Source organism: Gillisia hiemivivida, from assembly GCF_007997295.1.
GTDB classification, from domain to species: Bacteria; Bacteroidota; Bacteroidia; order Flavobacteriales; family Flavobacteriaceae; genus Gillisia; species Gillisia hiemivivida.
In genome coordinates this window covers 32,280-47,657 of sequence record NZ_VORY01000002.1, presented here as the reverse complement: position 1 = coordinate 47,657, position 15,378 = coordinate 32,280, and the positions used below count along the sequence as shown (strand labels likewise).

At 33.2% G+C, this 15,378-nt stretch carries 9 protein-coding genes; 6 read left to right on the top strand and 3 right to left on the bottom strand.

Features of this window, described 5'->3' with window-relative positions; translation table 11 throughout:
* Positions 1-298 precede the first annotated feature (298 nt).
* Entirely contained in the window at positions 299-4,090 is a 3,792-nt protein-coding gene (locus ES724_RS02435; protein WP_146929097.1) for a hypothetical protein, read from the top strand.
* A 90-nt stretch (positions 4,091-4,180) separates the two neighbouring features.
* On the opposite strand, the gene ES724_RS02430 is transcribed toward ES724_RS02435, so the two are convergent.
* From ES724_RS02430 to ES724_RS02420, 3 genes are read right to left on the bottom strand one after another with little or no spacing between them, the layout of a single operon-like run.
* Positions 4,181-4,768, bottom strand: coding sequence for a hypothetical protein (locus ES724_RS02430; protein WP_146929095.1), 588 nt, complete (start codon positions 4,766-4,768; stop codon positions 4,181-4,183).
* The gene (locus tag ES724_RS02425; protein WP_146929092.1) at positions 4,769-6,688 is read right to left on the bottom strand and encodes a DUF4365 domain-containing protein; all 1,920 of its coding nucleotides are present in this window, start codon (positions 6,686-6,688) and stop codon (positions 4,769-4,771) included.
* Positions 6,689-9,766 carry an Eco57I restriction-modification methylase domain-containing protein gene (locus ES724_RS02420; protein ID WP_146929089.1) on the bottom strand — a complete coding sequence of 1,026 codons (3,078 nt, stop codon included), beginning with the start codon at positions 9,764-9,766 and terminating at the stop codon, positions 6,689-6,691.
* A gap of 166 nt (positions 9,767-9,932) precedes the next feature.
* Here ES724_RS02420 and ES724_RS02415 point away from each other — a divergent pair, with 166 nt between their 5' ends.
* The 5 genes from ES724_RS02415 to ES724_RS02395 all read left to right on the top strand — a co-directional run bounded on the left by ES724_RS02415 (position 9,933) and on the right by ES724_RS02395 (position 15,367).
* Positions 9,933-10,385: a Gmad2 immunoglobulin-like domain-containing protein gene (locus ES724_RS02415; protein WP_146929086.1), complete on the top strand. Its 453-nt coding sequence runs from the start codon at positions 9,933-9,935 to the stop codon at positions 10,383-10,385.
* A gap of 221 nt (positions 10,386-10,606) precedes the next feature.
* The gene (locus ES724_RS02410) at positions 10,607-11,602 is read left to right on the top strand and encodes a D-cysteine desulfhydrase family protein (protein WP_146929083.1); all 996 of its coding nucleotides are present in this window, start codon (positions 10,607-10,609) and stop codon (positions 11,600-11,602) included.
* Positions 11,603-11,621: 19 nt separating this feature from the next.
* Positions 11,622-13,085: a potassium/proton antiporter gene (locus tag ES724_RS02405; protein ID WP_146929080.1), complete on the top strand. Its 1,464-nt coding sequence runs from the start codon at positions 11,622-11,624 to the stop codon at positions 13,083-13,085.
* A gap of 590 nt (positions 13,086-13,675) precedes the next feature.
* On the top strand, positions 13,676-14,110 hold the full coding sequence (locus ES724_RS02400; protein ID WP_146929077.1) for a hypothetical protein: 435 nt from the start codon (positions 13,676-13,678) through the stop codon (positions 14,108-14,110).
* 72 nt (positions 14,111-14,182) lie between these two features.
* Positions 14,183-15,367: a TolC family protein gene (locus ES724_RS02395; RefSeq protein ID WP_146929074.1), complete on the top strand. Its 1,185-nt coding sequence runs from the start codon at positions 14,183-14,185 to the stop codon at positions 15,365-15,367.
* Positions 15,368-15,378: the final 11 nt, after the last annotated feature.

The following is a 15,378-nucleotide window of genomic DNA, read 5'->3' as shown; positions in this document are numbered from 1 at the left end:
ATCCTCCGCAATGTCAGATGAGAATCAGCTAGTTATGAGTTTGAAACCCGAAATTACACCCAATTCTACTTGAATTGGGTGTTTTTTTTTGTCATTAATTATTTTTAGTTTCCAGCATTATTAACACATACTATAAAAAAATTTTATTTACAATATATTAGAAATTTTGTTCTGCAAATTTAGTAGAGCGGATTGAAGTTAAGCAAATAATAGAACCAATCACAATAGTTCATAAATCTTGTTACTAATTTCAGAATTTGATATCTTAGGGATTTAAAATTAAACTCCGATCTCATCTATGAATACCGTCACAGCCGAACAAATCAAACAACTGGATGCCTCTCAGCTACCCCATCTGTTATTGAAATTATTATACAATGAGCATTTGAGATATGACTTTCCAAATATTTATATAAGCGTTCCGGAAAATATTAACAGGGCAGACGGTGGTGAAGATGGTCGATTGCAAACAACCGATCCCAAAAACTCTCAATGGATTAAAAATACTGATACCTTAATTCAGAGTAAGGCCGCTAAAATGGAGGTTAACAAATGCAAAAATGAAGTTCTTAATAAAAAGAAAGTCCTTAAACCTCGGGTTCGCGAAATTCTTGACAAAAAAGGGATTTATGTCCTCTTCACGAATGATTTATTAGTCCCTAATGATATCATCCCAAGAATAGCAGCTTTACGCCAAGGAATTATAGAAGGAAAAATAAATGAAGGATTATCTAAGGATGATGCTGATAATTATGCTGAGGAGGCAAAGTTAGAAATTTTTGATGCCAATCTGATCCGAGACTGGACTAATCAATATATTGCAGCGGTATCTTATGTCCAAAAATGCACACATCAAACCAAGCCTTTAGGTCTATTTACCTACGAAGAATTAAATTCATATCCTCATGAGGAGTTCAAGTCCAACGATGAAATTAATTTAATCATTCAGAACTTACGTAAAATAATATATGAGGGGAAGCATGTGCGTATTGAAGGGGCGTCAGGAATCGGTAAAACCCGGTTAATCAACGAGGTATTCAATCCAGGAGAATTGAAAAATGGATCTTTTGACCTAATGCGTAAAGCCATTTCTGAACAAATGGTCTATTTTGATATTTCCGAAAATGCTAATGAAGTTTTAAATTATGTAAGGAGTCATGCTCAGAATCTTCAGGCTATTCTAGTATTGGATAATTGCTCTCCTGATTTACATGTTAAATTTCAGGCAGAATGTGATCGTAATGATAGTCAACTAAAAATAGTAACTCTAGACTTTGATCAACTCTCTAAACGATATTGTAATACGGTTTCCAAAATCGAACTAAAAGATGAGTTTTATAAATCAATTACCGAGCAGATATTAACAGAAAAATATCATGGCATACTTACCGATGGGGCTATTCGTTACCTTATCGATTTCTCTGAAGGAAATATGAAAATGGCCATTGATTTTGCCAATGCTACGATCCTGGATCAGAATCTTCATGAAATGGTGGATATTGATCTGATCAAAAAACTACTTTTTGGTCGGAATGAGATGGTTGAGGAGGAATTCAGGATTCTTAAGATCCTAGCCATTTTTAAAGTGTTTGAATATCCAGGAATTGAATTATTTGAAATAGATCGATCTCGGTATGATCAGCTACTGGAAGGGGTTGAATTTATATCAACTTTTTTCAAAATATCCAGAGAACATATTGAAAAGACAATCAAAAAATTTTTATTACGTCGGAATATTGAGCGGCGAGGAAATAAAATTATGATCAGACCCAATGCATTAGCATTGAAATTGGCTATTATTTTTTGGGAGGAAACTAGTCTTTCTGGAGGAGAGGATTTTATAAATTCTATCCCAAAATCATATCAAATTCCGATCGCAGAGCAGTTGCAAAAATTGAAAGGCGCCCAACATGCCAAAACCTTAGTAGGTAAATTATGGGGTTATAACGGAAATTTTTCAACTGCGGAACTTTTAAATTCTAGAATGGGTTCACATCTTTTCCGCTCTGTTGTTATTGTGAATCCAGAAGCGACTACTAAAACCATGGTTAAACATTATCTGGATAAGTCCAAAACCTACCTAGAGTCTGTGAATGAAGGTAGACAAAACCTGATTTGGGCTCTTGAGCGACTTTGTTTCAGAAAGGCTGTGTTTTATGATGCCGCAAGAGTATTGATGTCCTTTGCAGTTGCCGAAAATGAATTCTTCTATAGTAACAATGCGACAAGTTACTTCAAACAGCTCTTTAGCTTTCAGCTAGCTGGAACCCAGGTAGCCTATAAGGATCGCATTCCAGTTTTAAAATGGGCTTTAAGAAAAAAAGATTTTGATTACTATAAATTAACGCTGGAAACCTGTTCTTCAGCCTTAAATAAAACAATAAATCATCGAATGATTGGTGCAGAAGATGAGGGCGGGTCGGCACCTTTGCAAGATTATCAACCTGAAACTATAGAAGATGTATATCTCTATATCGATGAGTTATTGAATATTTTAAAAGCCTTTTTAGACTCGACCGATCTAGTATTAAAACATATTAGTCAGAAGGCACTTGTCGATAGTTTAAACGATTTGGACCAATTAGGATATGATATTACTCAGTTACGGCCGAGTCTTGAAAATATCGTCGCGGATTCAATTGAAAAAAAGGAAATTTTAGGCTCATTAAATATAAATCTACATTCCCCAAGCTCTTCTAACTCCCTTAAGACACTGGTCACAGATTTGATCGGTGTACTGGCACCACAAACTATTCCTGATAAAATTGCGCAAATAGTTTCCGAACCTTATGCATATAATCGAGGAGAGGATCATAAGGAGCAGAAAATTAAAACGAATGAATTTGCAAAAGAGATTCATCAAGAGAGAATCTCGCTTGTGCCCTATTTGAAAAATTTAATGACAGGAACCCAGTACCAGGGGCTAGAATTTGGAGAATCCTATGGGGATGTCCACGGATATGACCAGAAATTACTAACCGCTATCGAGGATTTTCTGATAGGTGATGAAATAACAGCCTCTTGGAATACAGCTTTTCTAACGGGGTATTTGAACAGCTTGCAAAAGTCTGAAGTGCAAAAGATTTTTAATCGATTTATTGATCAGAAATCAGCTTTTGCATTTGTAATTTTTCAAACGATGTCTCCGGTGCTTCACAATGCCAAGCAACTTTTGGATTTAATCGATGAGGGTATAGATCCAGAGATGTATCGATTTGCTCGTCGTGAACTTGCCAAGTTATCGCTCGATGAACTTATTGAATACTTTCAAAACATGGAGGAACGAGATGACTCAACAAAAGCACAAATTATTAAGATTGTTTATTGGTATATCAAGGATCATCAGAGGGAGGAATTAATGGAGGATACCGAACTGGTAGAATATTTAAAAGGCTTTGTCAGCCGCTCCAACCTGCTTGAATTGGTATTAAATTCGAAGTTTACAGATCTTTATGAGTGGGAAGAATTAATGATGTATCTTTTAACGGTGGATGAGACTATAGCAATGTTTGTGGCCCTCAATATCACCGAGACTTTTAAAAACCGGGGGATGAACCAAGGAAGCGGTTATCATATAGCTAATGTGGCCAATGGTTCCTTAGTAGCTGATTGGGATGCTGCATGGCCGGTCTATGGGGAGCTGTTAATTCAAGAAGGAGAGGCTCTGTTTTTTTCAGAGATTTTTGATATGAATTGGGTGACGGGAACTGAAAATTCTCATCCTTTTTTCAAGAATAAGAAACACCTTGACAAACTCGAAAAATGGCTATTTGACCACCCTAGAGCAGCCAAATGGATGTTGCGCTATTTACCATTATATGGTGATGCTAATGGCTGGTTTTCATTGACAAGAAAACTTATAGACGCGTTTGGAAAAGATCCTGATTTTTTGAGTATTCTATCAAGTAATTTACATTCTATGATGACCTCTGGTTCCCGCGTACCCTATTTACAATCGAGAATAACTATTCTTAAGGATCTAAAAGATCATCATCTTGAAAATATACAATCCTGGGCAGCATTGGAAATTGAACACTTTGAAAAGGAAATTAAAATGGAAAAAATTCGGGATGAAGAAACCGGATTATAATTTCTGACATACCTTTCAATATCAAATTATTGCCCGTTACTTGCCAAAAATCAAGTTATTGACATATCTATGGTTTATTCTCGACATAATTCAATGTGTTTTAAATCTGTTGTAATAATGCAATTTTAACTGTACTGCGACATATACTTCAAATAGGTAGAGTTCTGTTGAACCTTTTATAGGTAGCAGTGATACCTGGCATTCTTTTCTTAATATTTTTTTGAAAGGTCCTGAAAACTTATCAAAATCAAGTTCCTTTCTGGTACCAGTATGCTTTATACTTTCTATCTCATTGTGAAATTCTTTACCCATCGTGTAACTCAAAGAAGATGAAAAATGATTTGATCCTTTTACGTGTTGATGAATACGCTTAATAACGCCCCGTGAGATACCTGTATAAAATGGCTCATCATGTACCCAAAACAAATAAACTCCTGTAAAATCTTCTTCTTGCTCTAATTGAGGAATTAAGGATTTTAAAGATTTACGAGAAGTTACTTTTCCTACTCCTTCTTTGCCAAAGTTTTTATAAATACTTATAACTCTCGACTTGTCTGTAAGCTTAGCCAGCATTGTAGGAAAACTTTCCGTTATTTCCTCAAATTCCCGAGTTTCATCAGGTAAGAAATTTGATGGCCAGTGATCTTTCAGTTTTATTTTTGCGCTTTTACTCTGCATCTATTTAGATAGCTTGATTATTTTTGGTTTCTCTCCATCCCAGTATCTCATTTCCATTGGATATTCTTTAGGATCCCGAATAATATTTTCTACCATAGAGATAAATTCTTCTCCTTTAAAGTCTTTATAATCTTCTAAATTAATCAGACGATCTAAAGCTTTCAAAAAATCATTGCGACAGTAGAAAAATGCTGTATTTACTATATCGAATAGGATATTGTTTTCCATTTCTTGATACGTACATAGAATGCTAACAAATGCCCAGATTGTCGGGTTGTTTTGAACAACAACCGCTTGAAAAAGAATGCTTAAAAAATAGCCTTGTGGATTATCATTCTTTAAATAATACTCTGTCAACAAATACCAAGCTGTTGGATAAATAGCATCGAGAGATAATACTTCGAAAATTTTGTCAAACTGCCCTAGTTCACTTTCATTTAATCTTTTAAGCTTCTCATTTGCTGCAAATTCTTTTCGTACTTGATGTTCAATACCAATAATATTTATTAAGAAGTGTAATAACGTGAACTTAATGTTAAATTCATATTTATCGTGTTTTTCGTTGTCCTCAAGCCTATCATTTGCCGTGAGAAATTTGTCAAAATATTCAAAAGCTAATTTATACTCCCCAGAATACATCAAAGCATCTCCATAAGTGGCAAAAAGAAAAATATTTTCCTTTTCTAATGGTATAGCTTCCTTGTATAATGATACGCTACATTTATATCTCCCAATTTGAAATAATATACCAGCTAATTCCCTTTTGAAATAAAAACGATCCAAATAAGAATTATCTGTTTTGCTAGCTTTATTATAGTAATGAAGAGCTTTGTCTAAAATGTAGTAGGATTTATAATAACTACCATAATTATAATATGCCGTACTTAAAAAGCTTTGATTATTATGCTTTATACAAAGTAAAATTAATCTGTTGTAAAATTCTTCAACCTTTGGTCTGTCTATAAAATTATTATTACCTAAAAAGACTATTACTTGTAAGAAGCTTTGATTTATCAAATCATCTGACAAATAAATCGAATCAATTATTTTGGGTAGAAAAATATTGTCGGTATCACAAGCAATTAATTCAGGAAGGATATATGTTAGAATTGGACTGTGCATTAAAAAACTATCCAATAAATCGTATTCACTTATTAGTTGCCTTAAATCTTTCCGTTTTCCGGTGTTAGCTAAAAACAGAACTAAGGCTTTATGAAAAACGTCTAAAAGAAAATCTTCATCAATAGTTTCTAATTTTTCATCCCAGCCTATCGAACTACCGAAAGCTGATTTTAAATTTAAAACCAATTGTCCTTCTAACAGATTTATTTCAAGTGGTGCTGTTGACTTGTGTCTTGATAAATTTATCAATAAATGTTTCTCTCCAATCGCGGCGGATAGAATTCTTTTATACTTTGTAGGTCCAGAAATGTGATTTATGAAACCTACTAAGGGAAAGCTAAATGATTTACTGGTGTATTGAGATAAATTTTTTAAATCACAATGAATTTTTTCTGAACTTTCAGTATTCCAGCACTCGGCATCATTAAATTTTAGAGTATAAGATTTATTCTTTGAGTTGGACGATAAAAATGCAAAACGCTTAATCCAATCAAAGAAGTATTGGTTGTCATCAGCGTTATATCTAAATATAGCTACTGGTAAATCATAATTAGCCAGTTGCCTGATCTTTTTGATAGGCATATTTATTGACCTTTTTATTGATTTTGATTTACTATCTGTTGCTTTTAATTGTATCCAAAAAACTAATCCTGTAGGTTGCTCATTATCATCAAATATCTCCACTTCAATATCAATACCGTAATCTCTTCCCTTCTCCCTTATAACCCATTTAGCTGGAAAGATATTTCTTAATTGGTGGACGCTTTTCTCTTCTAAAATATGGGTTTTACTTCTCATTTAACTATTTTCAACAATCGCAATTTCTTCAACTGAAAGCCCATATAGCTCAAAAACCATCTGGTCTATTTCTTTTTCTGTGCTAGCAATTTGGCATTGAAGTTCTTGTGCTTTTTTCTTGTTTTCCTCAAAAAGTTCCATCCACTCGAATTCGTCTTTTTTGGTGAGCGTATCGATAGGAGCAAGATTTTCTTTTGCTCTTAATTTATTGGTAGCCTTTATTGCTTTGTTGAGTTCTTTAATAAATTTGGTAAAATCAAGCTCATACCAATATTCAAGAGTTCTTGTAACTTTCAAAAGACTATATTGACCAGAGAAATATGTTTTGAAATAAGATTTTAATTTTGTGAGATTTGTATTATAATAAATTGCTTTATTAACAGGATTAGAAAAATCCATTGCTTCATCAAAGTTGACGGGAAAATCTAATATATATGTTCCTTTAAATTGGGCAAATGCTTTATTTTCAGCACTTGTCATTGATTTGTGATAAAAGGCGAATAGGGATGAATTGAGTTGTGCCAACAACTGATCTAATTTATAAATCTCATCGGGTATGATCAAATAAGAATTTTTCAGTACCATTAAATTATCTTCATCCTTTGTAGCGATAATTGACGAACCAGTCCGACGCATAAGTATTTTCGGTTGCAAATACATATCAAGATTTGCATTACTTTTCATTTCATTTTGGATGAAATTCACATAAGTACCTGTGTATTCTATATCATATCTGTTCACATCTCTACCCAAAAGAATAGGTAAATGATTTTCATCTTTTTTTTCTTCTGATAGCCATAATTTATTATTTCTTGTTTCTAAACCACGATATACAATACCGTGTTCTTTCAATTTTTCAAAATCATTATCTAATTTTTCTAATAATGGATTTGAAGAGTATATAAATGGATTGTGGCCTTTGATAAAACGATCTTTCTCAAAAGTTACAGGACTAAAAATATTTTCTTTTATATCTGTTGTGAGTTTTATTGAATTTGGGGTTATATCACTGTTTTTAATATGTATTACTACTGTTTCAACAACTTCATCAAATGCAGTATTCTTTAAATAAACAATTTCTTCGATTAAAGTATTGTAGACATCCTTCCTCATATTGGAAAAATATTGACCATCCATCCAACTGTTAGGAATAATAAAACCTAAATAACCATCTGCCTTTAAAAGTGTATTTAAAGCTAAATCGGTAAATAATGCATATGTGTTTGGATTATATTCAGAATACTTATAATTCTTGTTTATGTAATCTAATGTAGATTTTCCAAAAATCGATTTGATGTAAACTACATAAGGTGGATTACCAATCACTACATCAAAACCACCTTTTATAAAGACAGCAGGAAATTCATTTTCCCATATAAATGCTTTGTCTCCAGCAACTTTTTTATCATGGATCAAACTGTTTCCACATTTGATATTACTGCTTAAATCGTTGAGTTTTCGACGTGGCTGAGCTGTACGTAACCAAAGGGAAAGTTTGGCAATTTCTATACTTTCTTCGTTGAGATCAACCCCATAAATATTATTTTCTAATATGGTATTTTCTATATCCGGAAATTGTAATCCACCGCCTAAAATTTTTGTTTTCAGTTCGTCAATATAAGTATGTTCTTTAATTAGAAAATCAAGTGCTTGATTTAAAAATGCTCCTGAGCCACAGGCAGGATCACAAATTGTTAGTTGTAATAACCACTCACGATATTTATCAAGAATAGTTACCAGGTTTTCAATGGTATTTTTACTTCGGTTTTTACGACCTTTAAAATATTGTTCTTCATCGAAACCCAATTCCTGTTTTTTCTCATTACACAATTTGCCTACCGTATTTTCAACAATATATTTGGTAATATACTTTGGAGTATAAAAAACACCATCCTTTTTTCGCTTACTGGTCTGCTTATCAAAAGCTGCACCTTCAATCTCTGCATTTACACTTTCAATTTCGTTGAGTGAGTTTTCAAATATGTGTCCAAGGATATTTACATCTACTTGACTTTCAAAATCGTAATTTGATAGTTTTAAAGCGTATTTATATAAAAGATCATTATCTATTTCCAGTGCATTAAGAATGGAATCTGGTTTAAACAGTCCGCCATTATATGCATAGATTTCAGCACGTTTCTCTGTTCCCTTACGACCATTGTCCAAATAATTAAAATACTGCTTAAAAAGTCCGTATAGAGGTCGTTCATCTCCAAAATCCCAATCATCCTTCCATTTGTTAAGAATTTGAAGAGTAGAATTAGAGGGTAGTAACATTCTATCTTCAGCAAAGAAGATAAAAAGGAAACGGTCTATTAGCTTTTGAGACTTTTGGAATAGGGTTAGTTTTATATTTTTTTCAAGTCGAACAATATCCTCCTGGTTCTCACTGTTTGCAGATATGTTTAATTTTTCTTTAACCGTTTTAGAATTCTTTTTTATCAAATCCCGATACAGCTCACGCTTAAAGTTTGAGTAATCTTTATAAAATGCTTTAGTGATCTGCTCTTCTTCAGCTATAGATGCTTCCTTAATTTTAAGAGGTGTATTATTGAGAACCTTTTCTATATGTAGACATAGGTAAAGAAGATCAAATCGCTTTCGTGAAAGCGTAAACAAATCGAATTCTTCAAACTCAGTTGCATCATTGATATAGAACCGCAGCTTTTCAAAATTGGAAGTAATCACATATACGCAACCTTTTTGGTTCGCTTTGTAATCAAAGGCTTGGCGTCGAATACTTTCAAGATCTTTAGTGTTCGTGCCCTTTAATTCAATCACGCATATAGCGCTACCATCTTTAACTATTGCCCCGTCTGCTTTGCGGGCATTTTTCTCGTTTTTAAACTCCGTGGTTAGATTTGAATTAGGATTTGGAAATAGCGTGTAGCCTAAAATATTTACGAATAGTTCGTTTAGAAACGTCGCTTGATATTGCTCTTCTTTGGCACTTTTAATATTTTCCTGTATCGTCGTATTCCAGAAATATTTTTGATATTTTTTATATGCCTTTTCGATCACTGTTTCATCGAGTAGTGCGAGATGTGATTTAAGTACCGAAGCTTGAAATAATGCCATTAAGTAGTATAGAGTATTATTAAACCTCTAAAATAGCAAAAGTTAATTAGCATTAACGGTTTGGGCACCTAATTCGCGTTTTTTACATCCACTAAGACCTTTAAATGCAATCTGGTTAATTAGATTTGATCTGTAAAAGTATTGACATAAACGAAAACCTATTTTGATGAAATTTATAGCGTATTTAATACTATTGATTCTTTTTTCCTGTAATAATCAGCACGAAAAAGATGAAGAATTAAAAGACAATGATTTAGTGATTTCCGGCGATTCAACTCAAATAGATAAGCCTATAAAAACCAACAACGAAATTGCGAAGGAATATGCTAACCAAAGATTTCGCAAAGTTATAGTTGAAAAAATAGCATCCGACAAATTCCGCATTCAAGGGGAAGCTCAAATTTTTGAAGCAAATTTTAACTGGGTAATAGAAGATGGTCATAACGAGTTGAAAAAAGGTTACGAAATGACTGATGCTGGAGCTCCTGAATGGGGTAGATTTGACTTTACAATTGAAGCTCACAAAAAAAGAGAAAATTCAACTTTAAATATTATTCTGTTTGAAATTAGCGCAAAAGATGGAAGTCGTCAATATGAATTACATATACCTTTGAAATAATTAACCGCACGGCAGCTTTAATAAAAGTATAAAATTCGAAGATTAAGTCAGCCCATTACTACGGTTCCCAGTAATTAGCTTAGAAATGAAATAAAAGCGATATTTTAGAGACTAGTTACCAAACAAAAACGCCGTTAATACCGATGGCAATCATGACATGTCGCTATTCCACACTTCTTATATTAATCAAGACTATTGGCAGTAACTCTCAAAATGACAATATGATTAACAATAAATTTAATTTAGGGTTTTTTCCTACTCCACTTCAAGAATTAAGAAAATTATCAAAAAAATATCCTGATTATACTATTTTCATTAAAAGAGATGATAATACTGGACTAGCCTCTGGTGGAAATAAAACTAGAAAATTAGAATACCTTATTAAACAAGCTCTTGATGAAGGTTGCGATACAATTATTACAGCCGGAGCACAACAATCTAATCATTGTAGACAAACTGCAGCAGCATGCTCTATAGCCGGACTAAAATGTCATTTACTTTTAGGAGGCGAAAAACCGGAAGTTTATGATGGAAACTTATTGCTTTCGTCAATTCTAGGAGCTAACATACATTTTACGGGCAAGAACCGAAAAGGAGAGGACAGAGTAATATTAAAAAATAAGCTTGAAAAGGAAGGAAACAAATGTTTTGTAATCCCATATGGAGGTTCGAATTTCACAGGTGCTTTAGGATTCGTTAATGCTGTTAAGGAACTAAAGGAGCAATTGATGGAACAAAAATTAAAAATCGATTATATCTTTTTTGCTTCAAGTTCTGGTGGTATGCAAGCAGGACTCACCCTTGGAAAAGAAATCTATGAATTAAATTCAGAGTTGATTCCAATAAGTATTGATAAAGATGAAACAAATGGTCTTTCTCTCGAAGAAGTTGTTTTTAACATTATTAAAGAAGGAATAAAAAAATTAAATATCAATAAAAATATTCAACTTTCAGATATTCAATTAAATAGAGATTATGATAAAGATGGCTATGGTGTTGTCACTAACAATGAAATTAGTGCCATACATGAATTAGCAAAAAATGAAGGTATTCTATTAGATCCTGTTTATACAGGAAGAGCTTTTTATGGAATGTTAGATTTCCTTGAAGAAAAAAGAATCCCTGCTAATTCTAATGTATTGTTTTGGCATACAGGTGGATTCCCGGCTATTTTTAAATATTCAACTGAACTAAAAAATAATACCTTTGCGAGGTGAAATATGAGAGTAAAATAGAATGAACTTAACGATTGAAAATATTTTATTGATTGGCTCTATATTACTTCTTATAAGTATTCTTGCCGGTAAAACTTCTTATAAATTTGGCGTTCCTACGTTATTGCTCTTTTTAGCGATTGGAATGTTGGCGGGCTCTGATGGAATTGGAGGTATCCGTTTTGATGATCCAAAACTTGCTCAGTTTATTGGCATAGTATCTCTTAACTTTATTTTGTTTTCGGGAGGACTTGATACCAATTGGACAACCGTGAAACCCATTCTTTGGGAAGGAATAGCATTATCTACATTAGGTGTTTTATTAACAGCAATTTCTCTTGGTACATTTGTATGGCTTGTTACTGACTTTACCATTTATGAGAGTCTGTTATTAGGTTCTATAGTATCTTCAACAGATGCAGCAGCGGTATTTTCAATTCTACGCTCAAAAAGTCTTGCATTAAAAACTAACCTAAGACCTACTTTAGAGTTGGAAAGCGGAAGTAATGACCCAATGGCGTATGTGCTGACTATTGCATTTTTAACTTTGGTAATCCATCAAGACCAAAGTTTTATCTCCATAATCCCTATGTTTTTACAACAAATGATTTTGGGTGGCATTGCAGGTATTTCCTTCGGTATGCTTAGTAAATTCATTATTAATAAAATCAAACTTGACTTTGAAGGGCTTTACCCTGTTTTAGTTATCGCTCTGATGTTTATTACATTTTCTGCCTCCGATTTTGTTGGTGGTAACGGGTTTCTTGCAATTTACATTTGTGCGGTCTACTTAGGCAACCAAGACCTGATACACAAAAAAACCATTTTGAGAATGTTTGATGGTTTGGCCTGGTTAATGCAAATTGTTCTGTTCCTCACTTTAGGCCTACTTGTTTTTCCTTCTCAAATCGTTCCATATTTAGGTATTGGATTACTCATTTCATTGTTCCTGATATTGATTGCACGGCCAATAGCCGTATTTCTCAGTCTGATGTTTTTCAAGATGAAATTGAGAAGAAGATTTTATATTTCTTGGGTTGGCTTGCGAGGTGCTGTTCCTATTGTTTTTGCTACTTATCCGCTTTTGGCAGGAATTGATAAGGCAAACATGATTTTTAACATCGTGTTTTTCATTTCAGTTACATCCATATTAATTCAGGGTACTACACTTTCCATTGTTGCAAAATGGTTGAATGTAGGATTACCAGAAAAAGCAAAGAAAATGACCGCAACTGATTTGCTTTTAGCAGAAAATCCCAAAGCGGAAATGAAAGAACTCTTAATAACTTCAGACTGCTTTGCAGTAGATAAGAAAGTTGTAGAATTGGGTTTTCCAAAGAATGCTATAATAGCAATGATAAAGAGAGATGATAGCTATATAATTCCAAACGGTTTAACAAAAATAGAATCAAAAGACACACTAATTGTTCTTGCTGACAGACCTGAAATTTTTGATGAAGTGTATAAAACACTTAAAAACGCATAAAATTTAATAGATCCAAGTTAACATATTTCTCCTCAGGCATTTATTTTTTTGCCACTTGGTCTACAACTTTTTGCAGAAAATCGGAAAAATTAAATAATTACCATAAAATACGTGGTATTGATAAAATAAAGCAGTCCAACGATCAAATAGGCTTATTTATTAAAAAAATCGAGATAACACAAGGAGCAATAACTATAACCCCTGTGGACAAATCCATATAGCTTTTTGAAACCAACGACTGAAAAACAAAGCACAACAGCTAATTCAGTTACAAGCATATAGCGAGTATTCTAGTGAAAAGTAATGTTTTATAGACCGAGTAGCAGAGAAACTAAACTGACAAATTCGTGTTTTAATTTATCCTACTTACTTTCGCTAAGACATTTAGGCCCAAGAAAAAAAACTAACTTCAATTAAAATCCTAACCAAAAAAAGTATTCCCCACATACAGCACATTTATTCTTCCCAATCCAAAACGCCAACTCAAAAAAAAAACAAATGAGCTATTTATTGACTTTGCACACGGGAATAGCTTCTATTGAAAAAAATGAAATTCGAAAACCAATTTTAAATAATTACATTTGTAACTGATGCAGAAATACAATCACATAAAAGCACTTTTCTTTTTAGGCATATTTTGCCTATTGTTTTTGCATCAGGTTGTACCTCATAGCCATCATCAGCACGAAGTTGAGCACTCGCATAAAATTGTTGCACATCACGAAAGTCATAGTCATCATCAAGACGTTCCTGAAAAGGAAAATTCTAAAAATGGACTTTTAAATTTGTTTTTGGAGGTTCACATACATTCAGTTGTTTCTAATGAGATATTAGTGACACACGAAAGTAGTGTCAAGCAATTAAACGTTAAAAAGCATATAAATGCTCCTATTTCGTTAAATCAATATAGCATTTCTTTAAATTATGTTGATGCTGAAAAGGTTAGGGTGTATATTCCACCCAATATCTATTTTGACCAATATCGCTCTTCTCTCGATTCGCGAGGCCCACCAACTTTAGGTTAATCATTTAGGAATATTTTACCTCTACGGTATTATTCCATATATAAATTAAGATTAAACCTAAAATTTCAAACAATGAATAAATACATCGTATTCGCAATTTGCGGATGCCTGTTCTTTGTTACTGGTTTCTCACAGACTAAGAATATTGAGGAACTACTAAATGAAATAGAACAGAATAATACAGAGTTAAAGGGTTATCAATCTTATATTGAAAGCCAACAACTCGAACACAAAAGCACTAACAATTTGCCCGACCCACAGCTTTCTGGCTTTTATTTGCCTTTTGGCGATAATGCAACTGGAAATTATACCGAATATCAAATATCACAATCTTTTGAATTTCCTTCGGTATATGCTGCACGGGGTAAATGGAATGACTCTAAATCACAACTGCTAGAATCCGGGTATGAAAAAAGAAGGCAGGAAGTGTTACTTAATGCCAAGGAACTTTTAATAGAACTTTCTTTCTTTCAAAAGCAAAAAGCGATTGAAACCCAAAGGAGAACCCAAAGCAAGCAGGTTTTTGAACAAATTCAGGAGCTTTTTAATAAAGAGCAAGTTGGTATCTTAGATTTGAACAAGGCTAAAATTGCCTGGATTCAAGAGCAATTTGTAGTTCAACAGATTGACAGCGACATCCAAATCTTAATGTCCAAACTAAAAACATTGAATGGTGGAAATCCTATTGACGGCATTTCCTCACAATTAGTTTTGTCTTTTGAAATTCGTACAATGGAAAATCTTTGGCAAGGAAAATTATCGAATGAACCTCGATTGCAGGAATTGAAGGCTATTGAAGCTGCTTCAATTCAAAAAGTAAAATTGGAGAAAAACAAAGTATTGCCAAATTTAGCCCTTGGCTATAATTATCAAGGTTTCAGTGGTAACAATAATTCTGGATTTTATGGTGGTATTTCTATTCCGCTTTGGAATAGCAAGAACAAAGTAAAAGCTGCCGAAGCAAATTATGAATATCAGCAATCTAATACCGAAGTAATCACTACCTCGCTTTACGCACAATTTCAGGAAATCTATAATCGATACGAGTTGATGCTCGAAAAATACAATGAGTATCAATTCGCAATGGGCAATTTAAATAGTGAGCAATTGCTTTTAAAAGCCTATATGTTGGGCGAATATTCGTTTATGGATTATTATGTGGAGCTTCAGTTTTACCGTAATGCATCCGACAAAATGCTGAAAATGGAAAGGGAATTACAACTGCTTCAAGCACAATTATTAAAACATCAATTATAAATTTTAAAATA

Excerpts from the sequence above, each read along its gene's own strand:
- ES724_RS02425 (WP_146929092.1), bottom strand. The coding sequence starts at position 6,688 with ATGAGAAGTAAAACCCATATTTTAGAAGAGAAAAGCGTCCACCAATTA.
- ES724_RS02395 (WP_146929074.1), top strand. The coding sequence starts at position 14,183 with ATGAATAAATACATCGTATTCGCAATTTGCGGATGCCTGTTCTTTGTT.
- ES724_RS02410 (WP_146929083.1), top strand. The coding sequence starts at position 10,607 with ATGATTAACAATAAATTTAATTTAGGGTTTTTTCCTACTCCACTTCAA.
- ES724_RS02405 (WP_146929080.1), top strand. The coding sequence starts at position 11,622 with ATGAACTTAACGATTGAAAATATTTTATTGATTGGCTCTATATTACTT.
- ES724_RS02420 (WP_146929089.1), bottom strand. The coding sequence starts at position 9,766 with ATGGCATTATTTCAAGCTTCGGTACTTAAATCACATCTCGCACTACTC.
- ES724_RS02400 (WP_146929077.1), top strand. The coding sequence starts at position 13,676 with ATGCAGAAATACAATCACATAAAAGCACTTTTCTTTTTAGGCATATTT.
- ES724_RS02435 (WP_146929097.1), top strand. The coding sequence starts at position 299 with ATGAATACCGTCACAGCCGAACAAATCAAACAACTGGATGCCTCTCAG.
- ES724_RS02415 (WP_146929086.1), top strand. The coding sequence starts at position 9,933 with ATGAAATTTATAGCGTATTTAATACTATTGATTCTTTTTTCCTGTAAT.
- ES724_RS02430 (WP_146929095.1), bottom strand. The coding sequence starts at position 4,768 with ATGCAGAGTAAAAGCGCAAAAATAAAACTGAAAGATCACTGGCCATCA.